Genomic DNA, 22,258 nt, shown 5'->3' with positions numbered 1-22,258 from the left:
GCCCTCGGCCACGCGGGGCCGGGTGGCCGGCTGCCCGCCACCCGGCCCGCCCGCCTCACCGACGCTCCCGTCACCCAGGCCACCCCCACCGGCGGGGCCCTGCGCTACTCCGAGGATGTGTTCATCGGCTGGCGGGTGAGGTCATGAGGCGCCGCGTCGAGGACGGTGTCGTCGAGGACGGTGTCGAGGAGAGCGCGGGAGGTGTTGAGGGCCTCGATCTCGCGGGTCATGCGCTCCCGTTCGCCCCTGAGCTGGCCAACGAGGTCGGGGCAGGTGGGTGCGAGACGGCCGCTGTCGTCGCGGATGCAGGGGAGGACCTGGGCGATGACGGCGGTCGACAGCCCGGCCGTCAGCAGGCAGCGGATGCGGCGCACGGTCTCCAGGTCCGCTTCGCTGTACTCGCGGTAGCCGCTGGGCAGACGCTCGGGAGCGAGGAGGCCCTGCTTCTCGTAGTAGCGCAGCGAGCGTTCGTGCACACCGGTCCTGTGGGCCATCTCCTTCATCCGCGAGGCGATCGTCTCCAGTCGGCTCGACGACTTGACTCTGACACCGGTGTCGGAGTTTAGCGTTCCTGGCATGGCATCTGAACAGGCATTTCTCCCGTCGCACCGCTACCGGCTCGATGTCGACGTACGCGGCAGCGGCCCCGCGCTGCTGCTCGCGCACGGTGCGGGCGGCGGCATCGAGGGCAACTTCGGTCTCGTTCTCGACGATCTGGCACGGGACCACACGGTGATCGGCCCGTCCTACCCGGGCGTGGGCCGCACGCAGATCCCCGACGCGCCGCTCGACCCCGACACCCTCGCCGACGCACTCGTGGCCGCGGCCGTCGGGCACGGACACGGACAATTCACCGTGGTCTTCAGCGCTCGAAGTTCCAGCGTACGGGCGTTCAATGCCCCTGTGTGCGAGGGACGTTGAGCGTTTCAGGATCTGGCCTGCCTTGCCCCTGGGCGTACCGGATCCGCTTGCGCCGGTCGGCGCCGTTGCGAAAAAACAGTGGGTGATTACCTGGACACGTCATGCGCGCAGTAAGTTGAACCTGCGCTTACATGAGCAGCTGAGGGGAATGCGTCGTGGCGGAATCGCGGAATCTGGCGGCACGGATTCGCCGACTCCGGCGGGCGTCCGGTATGTCGCAGTCGGCGCTGGCGGGGGATGACCTGTCCCCGAGCTACGTATCGCTGCTGGAGGCCGGTAAGCGGATTCCCTCCGCCGAGGTCCTGCGGCAGTTGGCCAAGCGGCTCGGCTGCGCCCCCGAGCATCTGCTCGACTGCCTGGAGCCGGAGCGGGAGCCGGAGGACGCGCTCCGGGCCGAGCTGCGGTACGCCGAGATCATTCTGCGCAACGGCGACCCGAAGGCCGCGCTGGAGACCTACCTGGCGGTGTGCGGCAAGGCGTCCAGGGCGGGCAACGAGGATGTCAGGCTCTCGGCCGAGTTCGGGGCGGCCCAGGCCCTGGAACACGACGGGCGCCTCGAAGAGGCCGTCGGCCGCTATCAGGAACTGCTCGACCAATCCGGAGCCGGGCAGACCTTGGTGCCCCGACTCGCGGTGGCGGTGGCCCTGTGCCGCTGCTACCGCGAGATCGGTGATCTCACGCACGCCATCGACCTGGCCAACGGCGTTCTGGAAGAGGCACGCCGCCTCCAGCTCACCCCGACCGTCCTGGGCGTCGAGCTGCTGTCCACCCTGGTCGGCCTCTACTGCGAGCGAGGTGACCTGCATCGGGCCGCGTCCCTGGCCCGCGCCGCCATCGATGAGGCCGAGGGGGTCAGTGACCGCAAGGCGATGGGCGCCGCGTACTGGAACGCGGGTGTCGTGGCCCACCGCAACGGCGCATCAGCCGACGCCCTGCTGCTCCTGGAACGGGCCCTGGCCATCTACGCCGACGGTGACGACGCCCGAGCGCTCGCCCGGCTCCGCAACGCCTACGCCTCGGTCCTGATGCAGTCGGGCGCGTCGGAGACGTCGGACATCTCGACCGCCAAGTCACAGCTGCTCCACAGCGCCCAGGTACTCGCCGACGAGGGCAGCACCGTGGACCTGGCGTACTGCGAGACCGCGCTGGCCCGCGCCTGCCTGCTGGAGGCGGACCCGCACTCGGCGCAGGAGCACGCGCGGCGGGCGCTCGACCTGCTGGGCCCCCACCACCGCCTGGAGACCGCGCGCACCCTGCTCGTCCTGGCCGGCGCCCAACTGCATCTCGGTGAGGACGCGGTGGCCGAGACCAGCTACGAACGGGCCGCCCTGCTGCTGGAGGCTTCGCAGGCCGACCGTCAGGCGGCCTCCGCGTGGAACGATCTCGCCGAGGTCCTGGAGCTGTCGGGTCGCGCCGACAAGGCCCTGTGGGCGTACCGCCAGAGCCTGCGCTGCCTTGGCCAACGCGGTTACCTGCGCCCGGCGTTGAAGGGTCGGCTCGCCGAGCGGCCGAGGTGAACCGGGCGCCGGTCGGCGGTGTAAGGCGGTCGGCGAGACGGCTCGGGCGACGACGGGTCACCGATCAACGGCGGACGAGGGCCCGCAGATCGCTGATTGATCAAAGGTTGATCGATGACGGCTAACCTCGCTGATGCACCGGGGAGTTGGCGCCACTGTCCCGGGAGACCACTCACCGGACCTGCGTCCCGAGGAAAGCCGAAGGCTCCCATGCCGTATGCGACAGTCCATTCCGTCGACGTCCGTCCCAGCCACGGTCCTGGCACCCGTCCGCCGCACCGACTGCTGAGGGCGGTGGCGGCGCTGGTTCTGCTGGCGGCCTTGTTCCCCGCCCAGTCGACGGCGGCGTGGGCGGCGGTGACGCGCCTGCCGACCACCACCACGACCCCGGGGGCGCACAACGACGTCCCGCTGTGCTGCTGATGCCGCGGGAGCAGCAGTCCCTTCGCGCCACAACAGCCCCTTAGGTCCCGGGCACTTCGCCCGCGTCGAAGCCGAGGAGATCACCACCATGCCGAACCCACGTCATGCCGTCGCGACCTTCGCCCTGGCGGCCCTCGTCGCGACGGCCGTCGGTCTCACCGGCCTCGGCCGGGACGCCGGAGGCCACCGCCGTCCGCCCGTGGCGCAGACCGCATCCGGTGGCACCAGCAGCGCCGACGTCTGGAACAGCACAGGCTCCAGCTACCACCCGCCGTCCGGCCCTGCCTGACCGCGGGCCCGCGCCACCGGCCGGTGCGCGCGGCCCGCACCCGCACCACCGGCCCGGTGCCGTCATCCTGCGGCGGCCAGCCCGTCCAGGAGCCGCCCGATGTCGGTCGCGTCGGGCAGCCCGAGACCGGCGAACAGCGCCCTGGCCTGCTCCAGATGCCCGCGGGCCCGGCCGGTCTCCCCGAGATCCGCCAGCGCCCGGCCGAGCACGGCCAGGGCGTGCCCACGGTCGCGTTCGGCCCCGATCTCCTCGCACCGGACCACCGCCGCCGCTGCGTGTTCCACCGCCTCGCGCCCACGGCCGGTACGGCGCAGCGTCTCGGCGAGCCGGTACCGTACGTGGGCCTCCCGCTCCTGGAGGCCCACCGCGCGGCACACGGCCAACGCCTCTTCGAAACGCGCGATAGCCGCATCGAACCGCCCCAATTCGTGCAGCGCGGTGCCCAGTACGTATCCGGCGTAGGCCACTCCCGCGTCATCTCCCAGGGCACGCAGCAGTGCCAGGGCGCAAGCGCACGGCGCGACCGCTTCGGAGGCCCGCCCGCTGCGCACCCGGGCCAGCGCCAGGTTGATGGTGGTGGCCGCCTCCCCCGAGCGGTGGCCCAGTCGGCGCGCCAGCGCGATGGCCTCTTCGTAGCAGGCTGCCGCCTCATCGAAGCGCCGCATGAACTGCGCCACCAGCCCGCAGTTGTTGAGGGCCTGCTGGAGAACGGCGGTGTCCTCCGCGCCGCGCGCCGCGTCGATCGCCACCCGCACGTGCTGCTCGGCCTCCGCCAGCCGGCCCGCCTGAAGGGCGACGCCGCTGCACAGCAGACGGGCCCGCCCGATGACGCGCCTGTTGCCCGCGCGTTCCGCGGCATCGGCCAGCGCCAGCGCCACCGGGGTCACCCGCCCCGACCACGTGGTGTGGGCCAGCGGGGAGATGGCGAGCAGCAGGTCAACCGCGGTGCGCAGCCGGTCGTCCGCCGGGTCGGGCAGCCGAAGGGTGACGGTGCGCAGCGCGGCGGCGACGATGCCGTCGAGTTCGGCGGTGACCCAGGCCCCCGCCTCGCGTACGTCACGGAACGACAGTCCCTTGCGTCTCAGCGGACCGAACGCGCGGTGCACCGGGTCGCCGGGTACCGCGTGCAGAAAGGCGCTGGCCGCGGTCGCCAGCTGGAGGTCGAGCAGCCGGCCGAGCGCGGCTGCCGTCTCGGCGGGATCGTGCAGTTGGGCGCGCTGACCGGCGAATACGTGCACCAGGTCGTGGTAGCCGTAGCAGCCGGGTTCGGACGGCTCCAGCATCGCCGCGTCGGTGAGGGATTCCAGCAGACCCTCCGCCGTGTCCTCGTCGACGCCGAGCACGGCCGCCGCCGCCGGCACTCTGATCTGCGCCGCGCCCGCCACCGAGAGCAGCCGGAAGGCCCGCGCCTGCTTCACGGTGAGCTGCTGGTAGCCGAGTTCGAAAGCGGCCTCGATGGTCAGGGCCCCGATCCGGAGTTCGGCGATACGGTGCTGCTCGTCCGCGAGCCTGGCGGTCAGCGTCGAAACCGTCCAGCCGGGCCGTGCGGCCAGCCTGGTGGCGGCGATGCGCACGGCCAGCGGCAGCGATCCGCAGATCGCGATCAGTTCCAGCGCCTGCGCTCGCTGCGCTGCGAGCCGCTCGGCGCCGATCACACTGCCGATCAGGGCCAGCGCCTCCTCGTCCCGGAAAGGCTCCAGCACGAGCTGCTCGGTCACCAGCAGATCGAACATGCGTGACCTGCTGGTGATGACCACGGCACAACTGGAAGAACCCGGTATCAGGTCCCTGACCTGGGCGGCATCCCTGGCGTTGTCCAGGACGACCAGCAGCCTGCGGCCGTCGACCAGGGAGCGGAACAGCCGGCAGCGGTCTTCGAGCGCCTCGGGGACGTCGCTCACGGCGACACCCAGCGCGGTGAGGAACCCGGTCAGCACGAAGCCGGGCTCGGACGGCTCGGGCCCGTTGCCTTGCAGGTCCACGTAGAGCTGCCCGTCGGAGTAGTGGCCGCGGGCCCGATGGGCGACGTGCAGGGCGAGGGACGTCTTTCCCACACCGCCGAGACCGGCGACCGCGAGCACCACTGCCATCCGGGGCTCCGGCGTCGTCAGCAGTCCGTACCAGGAGTCGCTCTGCTGTGTCCGCCCGACGAAATCCGGTGCTCCGTACGGAAGTTGAGCGGGTTTCGGCAGTTGTGTGGCACGCGCGGGGTGCAGCGCCGAAGGGCGTGCCGGAGCCCGTTCCTCCGCTTCGTCCCCCGCTGTCCTGGGCGTGACCGTCGCCGCGTCGGCCGATGCCTCGACCGCCGGCGTCGTGGCGGCCGGCGCCGTGACCGTGAGGCCGGCCGGATCCGCGGGCTCCGAGGCGGTCAGGGCGTCCTGCCCGGCGAGGATGGCGCGGTGTATCCGGGTCAGTTCGGGCCCCGGGTCGAGGCCCTGCTCGTTCACGAGCAGTTCCCGCACCCGGTGGAAGGTGGTCAAGGCGTCCGCCTGCCGGCCTGCCGCGTACAGCGCTCGCATGAGCAGCCCGTAGGGGCGCTCCCGCAGTGGATGGGCGTCGGTCAGCTCGATCAGCCCCGGCACGGCCGACCTGTGGTGGCCCAGTGCCAGCGCCAGATCGAAACGCTCCTCCAGCAACGCCAGCCGCAGCTCGCCCAGTCGTGCGCGTTGCCGTTCGGCGTGCGGTCCCGGCACCCCGGCCAGCGCGTCCCCCCGCCATAAATCCAGCGCCCGGCCCAGCATGGCACTGGCTTCGGGAAACCGTTTGGCGGCCCGTGCCCGTGCCGCATCGGCCGCCAGCTTTTCCGCGTGCCACATGTCCAGCGATGCCCTCGGCACCGTCAGCCGGTAGCCGTCACCGGCAAGCTCCAGCACCGACGGCGTGGAACGCTCCGTCTCCAGCACCTTGCGCAGCCGCCAGACGTAGGTACGGATGATGGTCACGGCTCTTGTCGGCGGTGAATCCCCCCACAGCGCGGCGACGATCTGCGCCATGGGCACCGATTGATTGGACCGCAGCAACAGCAGTGCCAGCAGGGCCTGTTGCTGGGGAGGCCCCACATGGAGCTCGGCGACGCCCCGGTGGGCCCGGACCGTACCGAGCACCACGAAACGAAATTCTTCCGGCATATCCATGAGTCCCACCCTCGTCCGTTCCGCCACGTACGTCGCATAAGACGTGCCGCGGGTGGGGGGAGGATGCACTCCGCGCGCGCCCGATCCGCTCTTACCTGTGGGGCAATCGGGACGCCGCTCTCGTCACCGTGCGGGGCGGCGGCATCGGCGCGGTGGTGGACCGCCTGGCGTAACGACCCTCTCCGGGATCAGTCGGCGGATGCGGTGTGCAGTGACTCCTCGTCGAGCAGGCCCTGCCTGGCCGCCAGCACCCCGGCCTGGAACCGGCTCTCCGCGCCCAGCGTCTCCATGATGTCCGCGATGTGCTTCCGCGCGGTCCGCAGGGACATGCCGATGCGGCGTGCGAGGGTCGCGTCCTTCATGCCCGTCGCCAGCAGCCGCAGAATGGTGCGGTCGATGTCCTTGGCGACGAGTTCCAGACCGTCCGTCGCGGCGTCGGAGAACGGGGTGGCCTGCGTCCACTCCTGCTCGAACACGTCGCACAGGTAGCTCACGACGGACGGTTCCCTGATCATCAGGGCGCCCCAGGTGTCCCCGCGCTCGGGGATGAAGGCCAGCCTGCGGTCGAAGGCGATGAGCCGGCCGAACAGCTCGTGCCGTGTGCGGTATTGGGCACCATGGGCCGACAGGGTCGCCACATAAGCCTGGCTCGGGCCGTTGAAGCGTGCCGTGTGGTGGTAGAGGGTGCGGATCCGCACGTCGCGGGCGAGCATCGCGGTGTCGCGGGGGAGCGCTTCCTGGAGCACCTCGGGGTTCCGGTTGCCGCCCGGCTGGCTGGTGAGCATCTCGTGCTTGCATTCCTGGGCGGCGAGGGTCAGGGCGGCGCGCACCTCCTGGGGGCCTGGGATGACCTCGAAGCCGGCGGGGAGTCGTCTCAGGTTCTCCCGGTAGTGGTCGCGCAGGTCGGCGAACTGCTCCCGGGTGCGGTGCAGTTCTGCCTGATGGGTGCGGATCGCGGACTCCATGGACGTCGTGACGACGGCGGCCACGAGGTCCGGGTCGACCGGGCGGAGGCGGGCGGGGTCGTCCGCGTTCGCCCGGAGCAGCCCGAGATCCGTCAGCGAGGCCAGGGCCGCTTCTAATGCGCCCGGTGTCAGGCCGAGTTCGATGGCGGCGAGACCGGCGTCCATCTTTCCGTTCCTCGCCACCCAGCGGTACAGGCCGAGTTCGGTCTCGCCGAGTCGTGCGGGCGGTTCGGACAACCGGCCTTCGTTCACTGCGAACACTACGTCCCCTGTTCTTCTGGCCCGTGGGGCAGCTTCCTTGATGCCTCTTCGGTCACGCGGGAACCGGCGCAGTGGTCCGTGGGGGGCGGTTAGGGGTTTTCAGAGTGACCGCCGGCTCTTTTCCCGCCGATCCGTTGTCGATCGTCTCTGCAGCCCTAGTGACTCTGAACGTATGGGGTGTAGTCATTACTGTCAATATCAAGAGTCAATAAGTGGTGGGTGGGGGGCTGGGGAAGGGGTGGTCGGGGCGGTGGCGGCTGTCGGGCCGACGGGTGTGGGTTCGTGCTCGATTCGGCCTACCTTGGCCAAATTCTGCTGGAAGAGCGCGAGTTGGCCTGGCGGGCTTCGAGACGTGCGCCTGTGGAGACTTGTCCACTTCGCCCCTGTCGTCGCCATTCCGGAGTGAATGTGACCGGCTCGTTTTCCTGCCAAGCAGGTTGGTGAGCAGGGGCGGCACTGGGGCGGAGCGCGTCACGACCGGCAGAGTGAAGATGCAGTGCGAGCGGGTCTCTCGAAACCTTTTGAAAAGGGAATGGCTCGTTGTGTCGCACCGGCAATTCATTTCATGGACAAGGCAATGACCGGTGAACGGAAGCGGTGGATGAGTATGGAAGTCGGTTCCGAAGAAGTGCGGGACGGAGTGCAGGACATCGCCCGGCGCATCGCCGAGATCTTCGGGGAGGTCCTGGGCGCGGACACAGCGCCCGCAACGGACAGCGCGTTCCTGGAGATCGGCGGCGATTCGCTCACGGCCGGCCGCGCGGTGCGGCTGATCAGCACCGCCGTCGGGGCACGGGTGACGGTCCGCGACCTGTTCCGGGTCAGGACGGCCGACGGCCTCGCCGCCGTGGCCGCGCGCCGACTGGGCGACTGAATTTCGCAGTTCGGGCGGTGAAGGACCGGTTTCGTGACGACTTTGGGAGAGGTGACGGCATGGCGTCGGAGACGTTCCGCGTGGTGGTGAACGGTGAGGAGCAGTACTCGATCTGGCCGGCCGGCCGGGAGATGCCCGATGGCTGGTTCGACGAGGGCACGTCGGGGTCGAGGGAGGAATGCCTGGAGCACGTCGAGCGGGTCTGGACGGACATGCGCCCGCTGAGCCTCCGTCAGGCGCGGTGAGACGACCGATATGAGACCGCTGAACGAAGCAGCCGCCAAAGCCGTGGGAGGACGTCGTGACCAGTGAGGGGCCGGGGGAGGGGCGGGTACTGACCGCGGAGAAGCGCGAGTTGCTGCACCAGCGGCTGCGCGGGCGCACGATGCCGGGCGCGGAACGGGCACAGGCCGCGGGCGGTATCCCCCGGCGGCCGGCCGGGGAGGCCGTACCGCTGGCGCCCGTCCAGCACAACCTGTGGGTGGCGGACCGCCTGCTGTCGGACAACTCCACGTTCAGCGTGCACCGCATACTGCGCCTGACCGGCACGCTCGACCGTGCCGCGGTGCGGCGGGCGCTCGATGCGCTCGTCGAGCGTCACGAGTCGCTGCGGCTGGTCTTCAGGGACGGGCGCCCGCCGACGCAGACCCCGCTGCCCCCGGCGCCCGCCGCGCTGCGCGAGGTCGACCTGACCGGCCTCCCGCCGGCCGCACGGCCGAACGCCGCCGTCCGGCTCGCGGAGCAGGAGATCGGCGAACCGTTCGACCTGGAGCGCGGCCCTGTCTTCCGGGCCGTGCTCGCCACCTGCGACGAGAGCACGCACCTGCTGGTGCTCAACCTGCACCACTGCGTCGCCGACGAGTGGTCCTGCGGAGTGCTCGGGCGGGAGTTCGGCGCCCTCTACGCGGCCGGTGCCGCGGGCGCCGACGACCTGCGGACGGTCCTGCCCGAACTGCCGGTGACGTACACGGACTACGCGGCCTGGCAGTCGGCCCGCCTGTCCGGCGACCTGCTCACCGCGCAGCGGGACCACTGGCGCGCGGCCCTGCGCGACGTCCCCCCGGTCCTGGAGCTGCCGACCGACCATGTGCGCCCGCCCACCCCGACGTTCTGGGGGCACGGCGCCCGCCGGCTGTTGTCCCCGGAGACGAGTTCCGCCCTGCGCGGGTACGCCCGCAGCCGCGGCGTCACCCTGTACACGGCCGTCCTGACGGTGTACACGGCGTTCCTGCACCGCTGGACCGGCGGACAGGAACGGTTCTCCGTGCTGACGCCGGTGTCCGGCCGGGTCTCCGCCGGGACGGAACCGTTGATCGGCATGCTGGCGAACACGCTGCCGCTGCCCATGGACACCACGGGCGCGCCCACGTTCGCGACGCTGACGGACCGCGTCAACGCGGTCGTCGTGAGCGCGCTGGAACACCAGGACATCACCTTCGAGCAGCTGGTCGCCGACGCCGGGCTGCCCCGCGACGGATCGCGCAACCCGCTGTCACAGGCCATGTTCCAGTGCATCGAATCCCGCGAGCACGTCTGGGAGTTGCCGGGTGTGGCCGTGGAGCGTGAACGGGTGCGCGCGGCATCGGCGAAGGTCGACCTGTCGCTGATCGCGGTGAACCTGGACGAGGGGGTCCGGCTCGACCTGGTCGGTGAGACCTCGCTGTTCGAACCGGAGACGGTGGAGCGCATGCTCGACTCGCTGGTCGAGGTCCTCACCCGTGCCGTGGCCGCGCCTGACACCACCGTCGGCGCCCTGGACCTGCTGTCCGCCGCCGACCAGGAGCGGATGGTGACGCAGTGGCACGACACCACGGGCACCCCGCCGGCCGGCACCGTGCTCGACCGCTTCGCCGCGACCGTGGCGGCGACCCCCGACGCGCCCGCGGTCGTCTTCGGCGACACGACACTGACCTACCGCCGGCTCGACGAGGCGTCCGACCGGGCCGCGGACCGGCTGCTGGCCGCGGGCGTGGTGCCCGGCGCGCTCGTCGCCGTCCACCTCCCCCGCAGCGAACGGCTCGCGGTGGCGCTGCTGGGCGTGTGGAAGGCCGGCTGCGCCTACCTGCCGCTGTCGCTCGACCACCCGGCCGAGCGGCTGCGGACCATGCTGGCGGACGCCGGCGCGGCCCTGGTGATCGCCGAGCGCGGCCGGCCGGTCCCGAGCGGCGCACTGCCCGTCCTGCACCTCGACGACGAGGCCACCGCATCCGGCGAAGGCCCCGCCGGCGCGACAGGCGCCCGCACCGCCCTCCACCCGATGAGCCTGGCGTACGTGCTCTACACCTCCGGTACCACCGGCCGCCCCAAGGGCGTGGCGGTGCAGCACTCGGGGGTGCTGAACTTCCTGTGCGGCCTGCGGGACCGGCTGGGCTCCGGGCCGCAGGACGTCTGGCTCGGCCTCAGCGGACCGACCTTCGACATCGCGGTGCCCGAGCTGTTCCTGCCGCTGATCACCGGCGCCCGGGTGGTACTGGCCCCGGAGGGAACGGGGCGGGACGCCACCGCGGCTGCGGAGATCATCCGCGCGCACGGCGTGACCCACGTCCAGGCCACCCCGTCGGGCTGGCGCATCCTCCTGTCCGCGGCCCGGCTGCCCCGGCTCGCCGTGGCCATGACCGGCGGCGAGCCGCTGTCCCCGTCGCTCGCGGACGACATGCGCCGGACGGCCCGGCGGGTGATGAACTGCTACGGCCCCACCGAGGCCACCGTCTACGCCACCTACGGCGATGTCACCGACCCCGCCGCCGAGATCACCGTCGGCACCACGACCCCCCACATCACCGTCCATGTGCTGGACGAGGCGATGCGGCCGGTGCCGGTCGGCGTGCCGGGCGAACTGTACGTGGGCGGGGCAGGCGTGGGGCACGGCTACCACGCCCGCCCCGCCCTGACGGCACGCTCGTACGTCCCGGACCCGTTCGGCCCGCCCGGTGCCCGGCTGTACCGGTCAGGCGACCTGGCGGTTCGACGCCCGGACGGGCACATCCGGTTCCTGGGACGCAACGACCACCAGGTCAAGATCCGCGGGCACCGCATCGAACTCGGCGAGATCGAGGCCCGGCTGACCGCGCACCCCGACGTGTCCGAAGCCGTGGTGGTGGTCCAGCAGGCCCCCTCCGGCGACCGTCTGGTCGGCTATGTCGTCGGCGGCGTCCCCGAGGAGGAACTGCGCAGGCACCTCGCCGCCGCGCTCCCGGCGGTCATGGTGCCCGCCGTCCTCGTACCGCTGGAGCGCATGCCGCTGTCCGCGAACGGCAAGGCCGACCGCAAGCGCCTCCCCGCGCCGCGTATCGAGGCCGAAGGCGCCGCCGATGAGCTGTCCGCCGACGGACCGCAGCGCGTGCTGGCCGGACTCTGGTCCGAGCTGCTCGGCGTCGAACGGATCGGCCCCCGCGACAGCTTCTTCGCCCTCGGCGGCGATTCGGTCAGCGCCGTCTTCCTGGTGTCCAAGGCCCGCGAGGCCGGCTACACCCTCACCGCGCGCCAGGTGTTCGCCCATCAGACCCTCGCCGAACTGGCCGCCGTCGTCGTCCCGCCGGAAACCGCCCCGACGGCACCGGCCGCCACCCCGGAGGACTTCCCGCTCGCCGGCCTCGGCCAGGGTGACCTCGACCGCATCCTGTCCGACATGGAACCCGGCGGCGTCCAGGACATCTATCCGTGCACCCCGCTCCAGGCGGGCATGCTGTTCGAGGCCGTCCACGACCCCGAAGGCGACGCCTACTTCACCCAGTACCGCTGGGAGATCGAGGGCGACCTCGACCCGGACACCGTCGCCCCCGCCTGGCAGCACGTCGTCGACCGGCACGACGCCCTGCGCTGCTCCTTCCGCTGGGCGGGACTGCCGCGCCCATTGCAGGTGGTGCACCGGAACGTCCCCGTCGACCTCACCGTCCTGGACTGGACCGACACCCCGGCCGACGGCGTCGACACCAGGCTGGAGGCCCTGCTGGCCGAGGAACGCCGCCGCGGCTTCGACCTGTTCCGTACCCCGCCGCACCGCCTCCACCTGATCCGCACCGGACCCGCCACCCACCACCTGGTCTGGCACAGCCACCACGTCGTCGCCGACGGCTGGAGCGTCGGACCTGTCATCAACGAGGTACTCGCCACCGTCACCGCGCTGCGCCGCGACGGACGCCCGCCCCGCGACCTGCCCGCACCGGTGTCCCACCGCACCTACGTGGCATGGCTGGAGCGCCAGGACCCCCGCGCGGCCGAACACCACTGGCGCGAGACGCTCGCCGGGCTGACCGAACCCACCCCCGTGCCCGTCGTGCGCCCGGCCGACGAGGGCAGACCCGCCGGCCGGGCCCGCACCGCCGAACTCACCCTGGCACCCGGGCTGATCGAGGACCTGACCCGGCTGGCCCGCGCACGGCACTGCACGCTCGGCACCGTGCTCCAAGGCGCCTGGGCGCTCCTCCTGGGACGGTGGAGCCGCCGCAGCGACGTCCTGTTCGGCCTCACGGTCTCCGGCCGCTCGGTGGACATCCCGCACATCGAACGGACCGTCGGACTGCTCTCCAACACCCTCCCGGTGCGCGTCCGCTGGTCCGACGACGACCGGCTCGGCGCCTGGCTCACCCGGCTCGGCGGGGAACTCGGCGCGCTGCGCGACGTCGAGCACTGCGCGCTCGTCGACATCCACGGCTGGTCCGAAGTGCCCGGCGACCGCAGGCTGTTCGACAGCATCCTCGTCCTGCAGAACCTCGCCGCCGCCGAACGCGCCGACCTCGAAGGACTGCGGGTGCGGATGGGCCCGGTGCACCAGAACAGCGGCTACCCGCTGATGCTGAACGTCAGGCTCGCCGCCGACGGGGCGTGCGCCCAGCTCATCCACGACGACGCCCGGATGGACCCCGAGGACGCCGAACGGCTGCTCGCGTCCTTCGGCAGGCTCCTCGCCTCCGCCGCCGCAGCGCCCGACGCCCGCATCGCCGACCTCGCGATCCTCCCGGAGAGCGACCGTGACCTCGTGGTGCACCACTGGAACGACACCGCGCGGGACTACCCCGCCGCCACCACCGTCCCGCAGATGATCACCGCCCAACTGGCCCGCACCCCGCGTGCGGCAGCCGTCACCAGCGGCACGGACACCTGGTCCTACGCCGAACTGGACGTACGGGCCGAAGAGTTGGCGGAGTTCCTGCGCGCGGCAGGAGTGCGCCCGGGGGACCGGGTGGCGCTGCGCCTTGACCGCTCGGCCGCCCTGTTCGCCGCGGTACTCGCCGTGTGGCGGGTCCGCGGGGCCTACGTGCCGGTCGACCCCGAGTACCCCGAGGAGCGGGCGGCGTACGTCCTGTCCGACGCGGGCGTACGCGTCCAGCTCACCGACGGGGACGTGGCCGCCCCGCCCGGCGTCACGTCCGTGGACGTACGCGCTCCCCTCGGCGGCACCCCAGGGGAGAAGCGCACCGTCGCGGCCGAGCCGCCGCGCCCGGACGACCTCGCCTACGTGCTGTACACCTCGGGCTCCACCGGCCGGCCCAAGGGCGTGGAGATCACCCACGGCTCCCTCGCCCTGCTGGTCGCCGCCATGGCCGACGTCCTCGAACCCGGCACCCCCCAGGTGTGGCTGGGACTGACCGCCCTGTCCTTCGACATCTCCACCGTCGAGATGTTCGTGCCGCTGACCACCGGCGGCCGGGTCGTCGTGGTGCCGGACGACGCCCGGTGGGACGCCGCCGCCCAGCGCGCCCTGATCCGCGCGCACGGCGTCACCCACGTCCAGGCCACCCCGTCCGGCTGGCGGCTGCTCATCGCCGCCGGGTTCGGCCCCGAGGACGCCGTCGCCGTGGGCCTCGTCGGCGGCGAGGCGCTGCCCCGGCCGCTCGCCGCGGAACTCACCGCCCGCGTGCCCCGCCTGGTCAACGTCTACGGCCCCACCGAGGCCACCGTCTGGGCCACCCACGAAGAGGTCGACGCCGGCGAAGGCGAGGTCACCATCGGCCGGCCCCTGCCCAACACCACCGCCTACGTGCTCGACGAGACGATGCGGCCGGTGCCGGTCGGTGTGCCGGGCGAGCTGTATCTGGGCGGGGCCGGGGTCGGGCGCGGCTACCACGCGCGCCCCGCCCTGACGGCCCGCGCCTTCGTGCCCGACCCCTTCGGGCCACCGGGCGCGCGGCTGTACCGGACCGGCGACCTCGCGGCCCGCCGTGCGGACGGCCGGATCAGGTTCCTGGGACGCGACGACCACCAGGTCAAGATCCGCGGCCACCGCATCGAACTCGGCGAGATCGAGGAGGCCCTGACCCGCCACCCCGACGTCGCCACGGCCGCGGTGACCGTCCGACGGGACACCACCGGCGAGGAGTTCCTGGCCGGCTACCTGGTGGGCAGCGCCCCCGACCCGTCCGATGTACGCGCCTTCCTGCGCACGGAGCTGCCCAGGGCCATGGTGCCCGCCCGGATGACCGTCCTGGAACGGATGCCGCTCAACGCCGCAGGCAAGATCGACCGCCCTGCCCTGCCTGCCCCCGAACCGGCCGCACCCGACACCCGGGTCGCCCCGCGGACCCCCGCCGAGCAGACCCTGGCCACCATCTGGTCGCAGGTACTCGGCGCCGCCGAAGTCGGCGTCCACGACGACTTCTTCGCCCTCGGCGGCAACTCCATGAAGGCGGTCCTGGTCGCCGCGCGCGCCAGGGACGCCGGACTGCCCGTCACCACCCGCCGCCTCTTCGCCCACCCGACCGTCGGGGCACTGGCCGCCGCGCAGCAGGACGCCCCCGCCCCGGCCCCCGCTGTGGCCACCCGCCCCTTCGAGCTGTCCGGGCTCGACGAGGAGACGCTCGACGCGCTCCGCCACGCCACCGGGCGCCAGGACACCGAGGACGTGCTGCCCCTTTCCCCCCTCCAGACCGGGCTGCTGCTGCACACCCTCGCGGAGACGGGCGACTACGTCCGCACCTTCGCCGTGGACATCGACGGTGCCTTCGACGCCACCGCCTTCGAGGAGTCGTGGGCCCGCATCGTCGACCGGTACGCGATCCTGCGGTCCTCCTTCCGCTGGGCCGGACTCCCGCACCCGGTACAGGTCGTCCACCGCTCCGCGCCGCCCCGCTTCGGCCACGCCGACCTGTCCGGGCTGCCCCCGCACCGCAAGGAGGAGCGCCTCACCGCACTGACCGAGGCGGAAGGACGGACCGTCTTCGACCTCGCCGCCGCGCCGCCCGCCCGCTTCCTGCTGATCCGCGTCGCCGACGACCGCCACCGCTTCGTGTGGACCACCCACCACATCGTCTTCGACGGCTGGAGCCTGCACACCCTGTTCACCGAGGCGTTCGACTCCTACCGCACCCGGCGCGACACCGGCCGCCTCCCCGACACCCCGGCACCGCCACCGTTCCGCGACTACCTGCGCTGGCTCGGCGCACGCGCCGCAGCCGACGAGGCGGGCGCCGAGGCCGCCCACTGGCGCGCCGTCCTGGCCGGTTTCATCCGGCCCACCCCGCTGCCCGGAAGCCGTCCCACCGGCGACACCGACGGGGTCTGGACCGCGCGCCGCACCCTGCCCCCCGGCCTCATCGCCGCCCTGGAACGCACCGCCCGCCGCCACCACGTCACCGTCGGCACCCTCGTCCACACCGCCTGGGCCCTGCTGCTGGCGCGCACCAGCGGCGAAGGGGACGTCGTCTTCGGCACCACAGTCTCCGGCCGCTTCGGCGACGTCGACGGCGTCGAACGCATGGTGGGGCTGCTGATGAACACCCTGCCGCTGCGCGTCGCGGCCCGCCCCGACCGCCCGTTGGCCGACCTGCTCGGCGACGTCCACGCACGCGTCACGGACGTCGCGGGACGCGCCCACGTCGCGCTCCCCGACGTCCGGCGGGCCGCCGAAGTACCCGCGGGACGCGAACTGTTCGACAGCCTGGTGGTGTTCACCGACACCGGCGGCGCCACCCTGCCGTCCGGGGTCCGCCCGGTCGCCGAGACCCGGGCCCGCAGCACCGGCTACCCGCTCGTGCTGGAGGCCGCGCACACCGACGGGCTCACCCTCGAAGTCGGCTGCGCACGCACCCACTACGACCGGTACACCGCCGAGCGGCTGCTCACGCAGACCGCGGCACTGCTGAAGGGCCTGTGCGAGACGGAGCACGGCACCGCGGCCGACGTGCCGATGCTGTCGCCCGACGAACGCGACCAGGTGGTCCACGGGTGGAACGCCACCACCACACCGTTCCCCGACGACCGCACCCTGCACTCCCTCATCGAGGACCAGGCCACCGCCACCCCGGACGCCATCGCCGTCCGCACCGCCACCGACGCACTGACCTACGCCGAACTCAACACCCGGGCCAACCGCGTCGCCCACCGGCTGCGCCGGGCGGGCATCGGCGCCGGATCGCTGGTGGCGCTGTGCACCGAACGCTCACCGGAACACGTCGTCGGCCTGCTCGGCATCCTCAAGTCGGGCGCGGCCTACGTGCCCGTCGACCCCGAACACCCCGCGGCACGCCAGGCGTACCTCCTCGACGACGCGGGCGCGCAGGCGGTGCTCACCCAGACCCGCCTGCGGAAGGGACTGCCGGACGGCGGGGCGACCGGCGCACCCGTCCTGGCCCTGGACGACCCCGCCCCCTGGGCGGACGAGCCCGACCACGACCCGGAACCCCTCGCGCAACCCGCCGACCTGTGCTCCCTCTACTACACATCCGGTTCCACCGGCGCACCCAAGGGCGTCGCCTCCCACCACGCCGGCTGGGTCAACCGGATGGCGTGGATGCAGCGCCGCCACGGGCTGCGGCCCGGTGACGCGGTGCTCCACAAGACGACGCTCACCTTCGACGACGCGGCCGTGGAGATCCTGTGGCCGCTGCTCAACGGCGGCCAGGTCGTCCTGCTGGCGCCCGGCGCGCACCGCGACGCGCACGCCATCGCCGAAGCCGTCGCCGGGCACGCGGTCGTCCACGTGCAGTTCGTCCCCAGCGTCCTGGAGGTGTTCCTCGACGTCCTCACGCCGCGCCGCGCCGCGGACATGACCGCACTGCGGTCGGTCCTCACCAGCGGCGAGGCGCTGCGCCCCGCACTGGTGCGCCGGTTCAGGGAACTCTTCGGGGACCGGGTGAGCCTGGACAACACCTGGGGCGCCACCGAGGTGTCCATCGACTCCACCTGCCGGGTGTGCACCGCCGATGACGCCGCCGCTGAGAGCGGCGCGGTCAGCCTCGGACTGCCCATCGACAACAACACCGTCCACGTCCTCGACGCGGATCTCGCGCCGCTGCCGGTCGGCGTCACCGGCGAACTGTTCATCGGCGGACCGGGGTTGGCCAGGGGCTACCACAGGCGTCCCGCACTGACCGCCGAACGGTTCGTGCCCGACCCGTTCGGGCCGCCGGGCAGCAGGCTCTACCGGACCGGCGACCTGGGCCGCCGACGCGCCGACGGCGCCCTGGAGTTCGCCGGCCGCAACGACCACCAGGTCAAGCTCGGCGGTGTACGCGTCGAACTCGGGGAGATCGAGGACGCCCTGCGCCGGGTGCCAGGAGTCCGCGACGCGGTCGCCGACGTACGGGCGGTGGACGGCGCGCGGCTGCTCGTCGCCTACCTGACCGGCGACGCCGACCCCGACCAGACCCGGGCCGCGCTGCGCGCCGAACTGCCGGACGTGATGATCCCCAGGGCCTTCGTGGTCCTGGACGCCCTGCCGCTCACCGTCAACGGGAAGACCGACCGGGCCGCCCTGCCCGACCCGGAGCCCGACGGCGCGGCGGCCGGCCAGGACGCGCAGGTCGCACCCCGCACCCCGACCGAACGGGCACTGGCGGAGATCTGGGCCCGTGTCCTGCGGGTGCCGCAGGTCGGGGTGCACGACAACTTCCGGGTGCTCGGCGGCGATTCGATCCTGCTCATCCACACCGTGGCCCGCTGCCGCGAGGCCGGCCTGACCGTGACCCCGCGCATGGTGTTCGACCATCCCACGGTCGCGGAACTCGCCGCCGCCGCGGACGCCGAGTCCGCCCGCGGCCAGGTGCCACTCCACGCCGAACAGGGCCGCGTCACAGGGGAAGTGCCCCTCGGACCGATCCAGCACCACTACGCGGAACTCGGCCCGCGCGACCGCTTCAACCAGACTCTGCTGCTGCACGTCGACCCCGCCGTGACCGCCGACACCCTGCGCGCGGCACTCCTGGCTCTCGTCGAGCACCACGACGCGCTGCGGCTGCGCTGGACCCGCGAGCCGGACGGCTGGCACCAGCACCTGGCCGCCGGTACCCCGGACGACGACCCGCTGCACGTGGTGCGCGACCCGGCGGACACCGATGCCGCCGTGGAGGCCGCCCATTCCGGGCTCGACCTGGCCGGTGGCCGCCTGCTGCGGGCCGTCCTGGACGAGCCGTCGGGCCGCCTGCTGCTGGTGATCCACCACGTCGCCGTCGACACCGTCTCCTGGAACATCCTGGCCGAAGACCTCACCACCCTGTGCGGCGGCGGGCGCCTGCCGGCCAAGACCACCTCCGTGCGCCACTGGGCGCGACGGCTCCAGGAGCACGCGGACAGCGAGGAGTTCGCCCCCGAGGCCGCCTACTGGGCGCTGCCCAGGCCCGCGGTGAAACCCCTCCCGGTGGACCGCAGCGGTGCCCGCAACACCGAGGGCCGCTCCCGCACCGAGCGGGTCGTGCTGCCAGCCGTGCCCACCGATGCCCTGCTCCGGCAGGCCGCAGCGGCATACCGCGCCGAACCCGAACACCTCATGCTCGCCGCCCTGGCCGACACCCTCACCGAGTTCACCGGCGGCGACACCTGCGCCATTGACGTCGAACGCCACGGCAGGGAGCCGCTGTTCGACGACGTCGACCTCTCCCATACCGTCGGCTGGTTCACCAGCGTGCAGCCCCTCGTCCTGACCCGTCCCGCTTCCGGTGACACCGCCGACTGGGTCGCCGTGGTGGGCGAGCACGTCCGCACCCCAGCGGGCCGGGGCATCGGCCACGGAATCGCCCGCCACCTGCGACGGACCGCCACCGGACCGTCAGGACCCGAGGCACAGGTCGCCTTCAACTACCACGGCCGCCGGGACGCCACCGGGCCGTCGGGCGCGCCGCTGCGCCCCGTGCCGCACACCCTCGGCACCCCGGTCGACCACGGACAGCGCCGCTCGCACCTCCTAGAGGTCGACTCGGCTGTCCTGGCCGGCGCACTCCACATGGAGTGGCGCTACGCGGGGGACGTCTTCGACCCCGCCACCGTGCGCGACCTCGCCGCACGCACCCTGCGCCGGCTGGCGGGACTGGTGGCGCGCGGCACCGCGCCGCATCCGCCGCGCCGGCCCGCCGAACCGTTCGTCGCGCGGCTCTTCCCCGGGACGCCGGTGCCGCTGCTGCCGATGCTCAGGCACCGGGTGCCGGGCGTGGGCATCGCGGTGATCGCCGACGGCGAGATGCACGGAGCCTGGGGCTTCGGCACCCTGGGGGCCGACGACCCCACCGGAGTGGACGACCGCACCCTCTTCCAGGTCGGCTCGGTCAGCAAACACGTCACCGCGCTGGCCGTGCTGCGGCTGGTGCAGGAGGGCAGGCTCGACCTCGACGCGGACGTCAACACCCGGCTGACGTCGTGGCGGCTGCCAGGCGACGGAGTCACCCTGCGCCACCTGCTCAGCCACACCTCGGGCCTGGGCGCCCAGGCGTACCACGGCCACCGCGCGGACGAGCCGGTCCCCACGCTCCGCGAGATACTCGACGGCCGCCCGCCGGCCCCCACGCCACCGGTCCGCCCCGACGGCCCGCCCGGCTCCCCGTACCTGTACTCCAGCTCCAACTACACCGTCGTCCAACAGGTGTTGGAGGACATCACGGGCCAGGACTTCGCCACCCTGATGCGGGCCCTGGTGCTCGACCCGCTGGGCATGCGCGACAGCGGCTTCGCCCTCGACGCGCACCGGCGCCACGACGGCACGGTCGCCCACAACCACGACGCGGCGGGGCGCCTCTACGCCGAGGGCCCGCACCTGTACTCCGAGGCCGCGGCCGGCGGCCTGTGGTCCACCCCGCGGGACGTGGCCCGGGTCGCGGTCGAGATCCACCGGGCGGTCACCGGCGGCCCGTCGGCCTTCCTCGGTGCCGCGGCGGCGGCCGAGATGCTCCGCCCGCACCCCGGCACCCCGGGCGGCCTCGGCGTGATCGGCAAACCGTACGGCGACCGCCGGTGGTTCGGGCACACCGGAGGCGTGCCCGGATTCCGCGCGCTGACCTGGTCGGATCCCGACCGCGGCCACGGCCTTGTCGTCGCGTCCAACTCCGACGCCGGCGAGGACTTCCTGCGGGAACTGCTGCACGAGCTGGGCGTCGGACTGGAGGACGCACGATGGTGACGATCGACGAAGCCTTCCGCCACTGGGTGGCCCGCACCCCGGAAGCCGTCGCCCTGCACGGCGACGACGGCAGGCTCACCTACCGCGAACTGGACGCGGCGGCCACCCGCCTGGCGGGCCGGCTGCGCCGCCTCGGCATACGGCACCAGGAACTGGTCGGCGTCGCCGCCGTCCCGTCACCGCAGTTCGTGGTGAACATCCTGGCCGTCCTGCGGGCTGGTGCCGCATACGTACCGTTCGATCTGGCCTACCCGGACGACCGGCTGGCCCACATGCGCCGGGACAGCGGCATCCGGGTGCTGATCGCCGACGCAGGCGATGCCCTGCCCGCCGGTCTTGCCGGCTGCCGGGTCATCGACCCGGACCGGCCCGGCGACGACGGAGCCGACCGCGCGCCGCAGCGGCCCGTGCCCGCCGCGCCCGACGACCTCGCGTACGCCATGTACACCTCCGGATCGACGGGGTTGCCCAAGGCCGTCCTGGTCGAACAGCGCAACGTCACCGCCTTCTGCCGGGCACAGGACTTCGCCGCGCGCGGCCTCGGCCGCACGATGCTCCAGAGCAGTTCGTTCTCCTTCGACGCTTCGGTCCTGGAAATCTGGGGCGTGCTCCTCAACGGAGCCTGTCTGGCCTTCCCTTCCGATCACGTACTGGGTGCGGCCGACCTCGCCGAGGCGGTCAAGGCCAGGGGTGCCACCGGCCTGTGGCTGTCGGCCGGACTCTTCCACCAGATCGTGGACGAGGACCCGACGGCACTCGCCCCCCTGCACACCGTCGTCACCGGCGGCGACGTGGTCTCGCCCGCCCGGGTGCGGCGCGCGCTGACAGCCAACCCCGGGCTCACCGTCGCGCACGTCTACGGGCCGACCGAGACCACCGTGATCGTCTGCCGCCAACTCCTCGGTGACCCCGAGCAGTTGGAGTCCCCGCTGCCCCTTGGCACGCCGCTGCCCGGCGTCCGCTTCCACATCGTCGACGCGACGGGCCGCCCGCTGCCGCCGGGGGAGACCGGCGAAATCCTGATCGCAGGGGACACCGTCTCCCGCGGCTACCACAACCGCCCCGAACTGACCGCCCGGCGCTACGTTCCCGAACCCGGAACGGGCCGCCGCGCCTACCGCAGCGGCGACCTCGGCCGCCTGCGCACGGACGGCACCCTGGAGTTCGCGGGCCGCGCCGACCAGCAGGTGAAGGTGCGCGGCTACCGCGTCGAGCCCGGCGAGATCGAGGCAGCCCTCGGCGAGGTATCCGGCGTGCGCGCCTGCCTGGTCGTCGCCCGCCCGGCACCACCGGGCGACAAGCGCATCGTCGCCTACGTCGTCCCCGACCCCCGCACCCCGCCGACCGCGTCCGCCATCCACCGCTCCCTCGCAGGGCGGCTGCCCCGGCACATGCTGCCCGCCGAGTACGTGGCGCTCGACGCCCTGCCCATCGACGCCAACGGCAAGGAGGACCGGCGCCGGCTGCCCGAGCCCCAGTGGGGGCGCGGCATCCTCGCCGCACTCGACACCGTCACCGCCCCGCACACCGCCACGCCCGAGAGGATCTGACC

Annotated in this window: 11 protein-coding genes; 8 read left to right on the top strand and 3 right to left on the bottom strand. The window is 72.9% G+C overall.

Annotated elements, in window-relative coordinates; all coding sequences use genetic code 11:
* Nucleotides 1-104 precede the first annotated feature (104 nt).
* Nucleotides 105-503, bottom strand: coding sequence for a MerR family transcriptional regulator (locus tag ACGFNI_RS18975; RefSeq protein ID WP_393685247.1), 399 nt, complete (start codon nucleotides 501-503; stop codon nucleotides 105-107).
* Between the two features lie 73 nt (nucleotides 504-576).
* Here ACGFNI_RS18975 and ACGFNI_RS18970 point away from each other — a divergent pair, with 73 nt between their 5' ends.
* The 4 genes from ACGFNI_RS18970 (at nucleotide 577) to ACGFNI_RS18955 (ending at nucleotide 3,150) form a co-directional block, all read left to right on the top strand.
* A complete protein-coding gene (locus ACGFNI_RS18970) occupies nucleotides 577-921 on the top strand; it encodes an alpha/beta fold hydrolase (protein WP_393685130.1) in 345 nt (114 codons plus the stop codon).
* A 155-nt stretch (nucleotides 922-1,076) separates the two neighbouring features.
* On the top strand, nucleotides 1,077-2,438 hold the full coding sequence (locus tag ACGFNI_RS18965) for a helix-turn-helix domain-containing protein (RefSeq protein WP_393685128.1): 1,362 nt from the start codon (nucleotides 1,077-1,079) through the stop codon (nucleotides 2,436-2,438).
* A 210-nt stretch (nucleotides 2,439-2,648) separates the two neighbouring features.
* Nucleotides 2,649-2,861 carry a hypothetical protein gene (locus tag ACGFNI_RS18960; protein ID WP_393685126.1) on the top strand — a complete coding sequence of 71 codons (213 nt, stop codon included), beginning with the start codon at nucleotides 2,649-2,651 and terminating at the stop codon, nucleotides 2,859-2,861.
* 88 nt (nucleotides 2,862-2,949) lie between these two features.
* Nucleotides 2,950-3,150, top strand: coding sequence for a hypothetical protein (locus ACGFNI_RS18955; protein WP_393685125.1), 201 nt, complete (start codon nucleotides 2,950-2,952; stop codon nucleotides 3,148-3,150).
* A gap of 62 nt (nucleotides 3,151-3,212) precedes the next feature.
* Here the strand turns inward: ACGFNI_RS18955 and ACGFNI_RS18950 are convergent, their stop codons facing one another.
* Complete coding sequence (locus ACGFNI_RS18950) at nucleotides 3,213-6,284, bottom strand: BTAD domain-containing putative transcriptional regulator (protein WP_393685124.1); 3,072 nt, start codon at nucleotides 6,282-6,284, stop codon at nucleotides 3,213-3,215.
* 188 nt (nucleotides 6,285-6,472) lie between these two features.
* Nucleotides 6,473-7,510 carry a LuxR C-terminal-related transcriptional regulator gene (locus tag ACGFNI_RS18945; RefSeq protein WP_393685122.1) on the bottom strand — a complete coding sequence of 346 codons (1,038 nt, stop codon included), beginning with the start codon at nucleotides 7,508-7,510 and terminating at the stop codon, nucleotides 6,473-6,475.
* A 601-nt stretch (nucleotides 7,511-8,111) separates the two neighbouring features.
* Between ACGFNI_RS18945 and ACGFNI_RS18940 the strand changes: the two genes are divergently transcribed.
* The 4 genes from ACGFNI_RS18940 to ACGFNI_RS18925 are packed head-to-tail and all read left to right on the top strand — an operon-like array spanning nucleotide 8,112 to nucleotide 22,256.
* Complete coding sequence (locus ACGFNI_RS18940) at nucleotides 8,112-8,384, top strand: phosphopantetheine-binding protein (RefSeq protein WP_393685120.1); 273 nt, start codon at nucleotides 8,112-8,114, stop codon at nucleotides 8,382-8,384.
* Nucleotides 8,385-8,443: 59 nt separating this feature from the next.
* Nucleotides 8,444-8,629: an MbtH family protein gene (locus tag ACGFNI_RS18935; protein ID WP_393685118.1), complete on the top strand. Its 186-nt coding sequence runs from the start codon at nucleotides 8,444-8,446 to the stop codon at nucleotides 8,627-8,629.
* A 56-nt stretch (nucleotides 8,630-8,685) separates the two neighbouring features.
* Complete coding sequence (locus ACGFNI_RS18930) at nucleotides 8,686-20,706, top strand: amino acid adenylation domain-containing protein (RefSeq protein WP_393685116.1); 12,021 nt, start codon at nucleotides 8,686-8,688, stop codon at nucleotides 20,704-20,706.
* Nucleotides 20,700-22,256, top strand: coding sequence for an amino acid adenylation domain-containing protein (locus ACGFNI_RS18925; RefSeq protein WP_393685114.1), 1,557 nt, complete (start codon nucleotides 20,700-20,702; stop codon nucleotides 22,254-22,256). Before ACGFNI_RS18930 ends, ACGFNI_RS18925 begins: the two co-directional genes overlap by 7 nt.
* The last annotated feature ends 2 nt before the right edge of the window (nucleotides 22,257-22,258 follow it).

This window comes from Streptomyces sp. NPDC048644, from assembly GCF_043199105.1.
Classification (GTDB): domain Bacteria; phylum Actinomycetota; class Actinomycetes; order Streptomycetales; family Streptomycetaceae; genus Streptomyces.
The sequence above is the reverse complement of the archived record's forward strand: the minus strand, read 5'-3'. Positions and strand labels throughout refer to the sequence as shown.

What these genes read in the sequence shown, in the direction of transcription:
- ACGFNI_RS18975 (WP_393685247.1), bottom strand. Translation starts at nt 503, where the DNA reads ATGAAGGAGATGGCCCACAGGACCGGTGTGCACGAACGCTCGCTGCGC.
- ACGFNI_RS18925 (WP_393685114.1), top strand. Translation starts at nt 20,700, where the DNA reads ATGGTGACGATCGACGAAGCCTTCCGCCACTGGGTGGCCCGCACCCCG.
- ACGFNI_RS18940 (WP_393685120.1), top strand. Translation starts at nt 8,112, where the DNA reads ATGAGTATGGAAGTCGGTTCCGAAGAAGTGCGGGACGGAGTGCAGGAC.
- ACGFNI_RS18935 (WP_393685118.1), top strand. Translation starts at nt 8,444, where the DNA reads ATGGCGTCGGAGACGTTCCGCGTGGTGGTGAACGGTGAGGAGCAGTAC.
- ACGFNI_RS18950 (WP_393685124.1), bottom strand. Translation starts at nt 6,284, where the DNA reads ATGGATATGCCGGAAGAATTTCGTTTCGTGGTGCTCGGTACGGTCCGG.
- ACGFNI_RS18970 (WP_393685130.1), top strand. Translation starts at nt 577, where the DNA reads ATGGCATCTGAACAGGCATTTCTCCCGTCGCACCGCTACCGGCTCGAT.
- ACGFNI_RS18955 (WP_393685125.1), top strand. Translation starts at nt 2,950, where the DNA reads ATGCCGAACCCACGTCATGCCGTCGCGACCTTCGCCCTGGCGGCCCTC.
- ACGFNI_RS18960 (WP_393685126.1), top strand. Translation starts at nt 2,649, where the DNA reads ATGCCGTATGCGACAGTCCATTCCGTCGACGTCCGTCCCAGCCACGGT.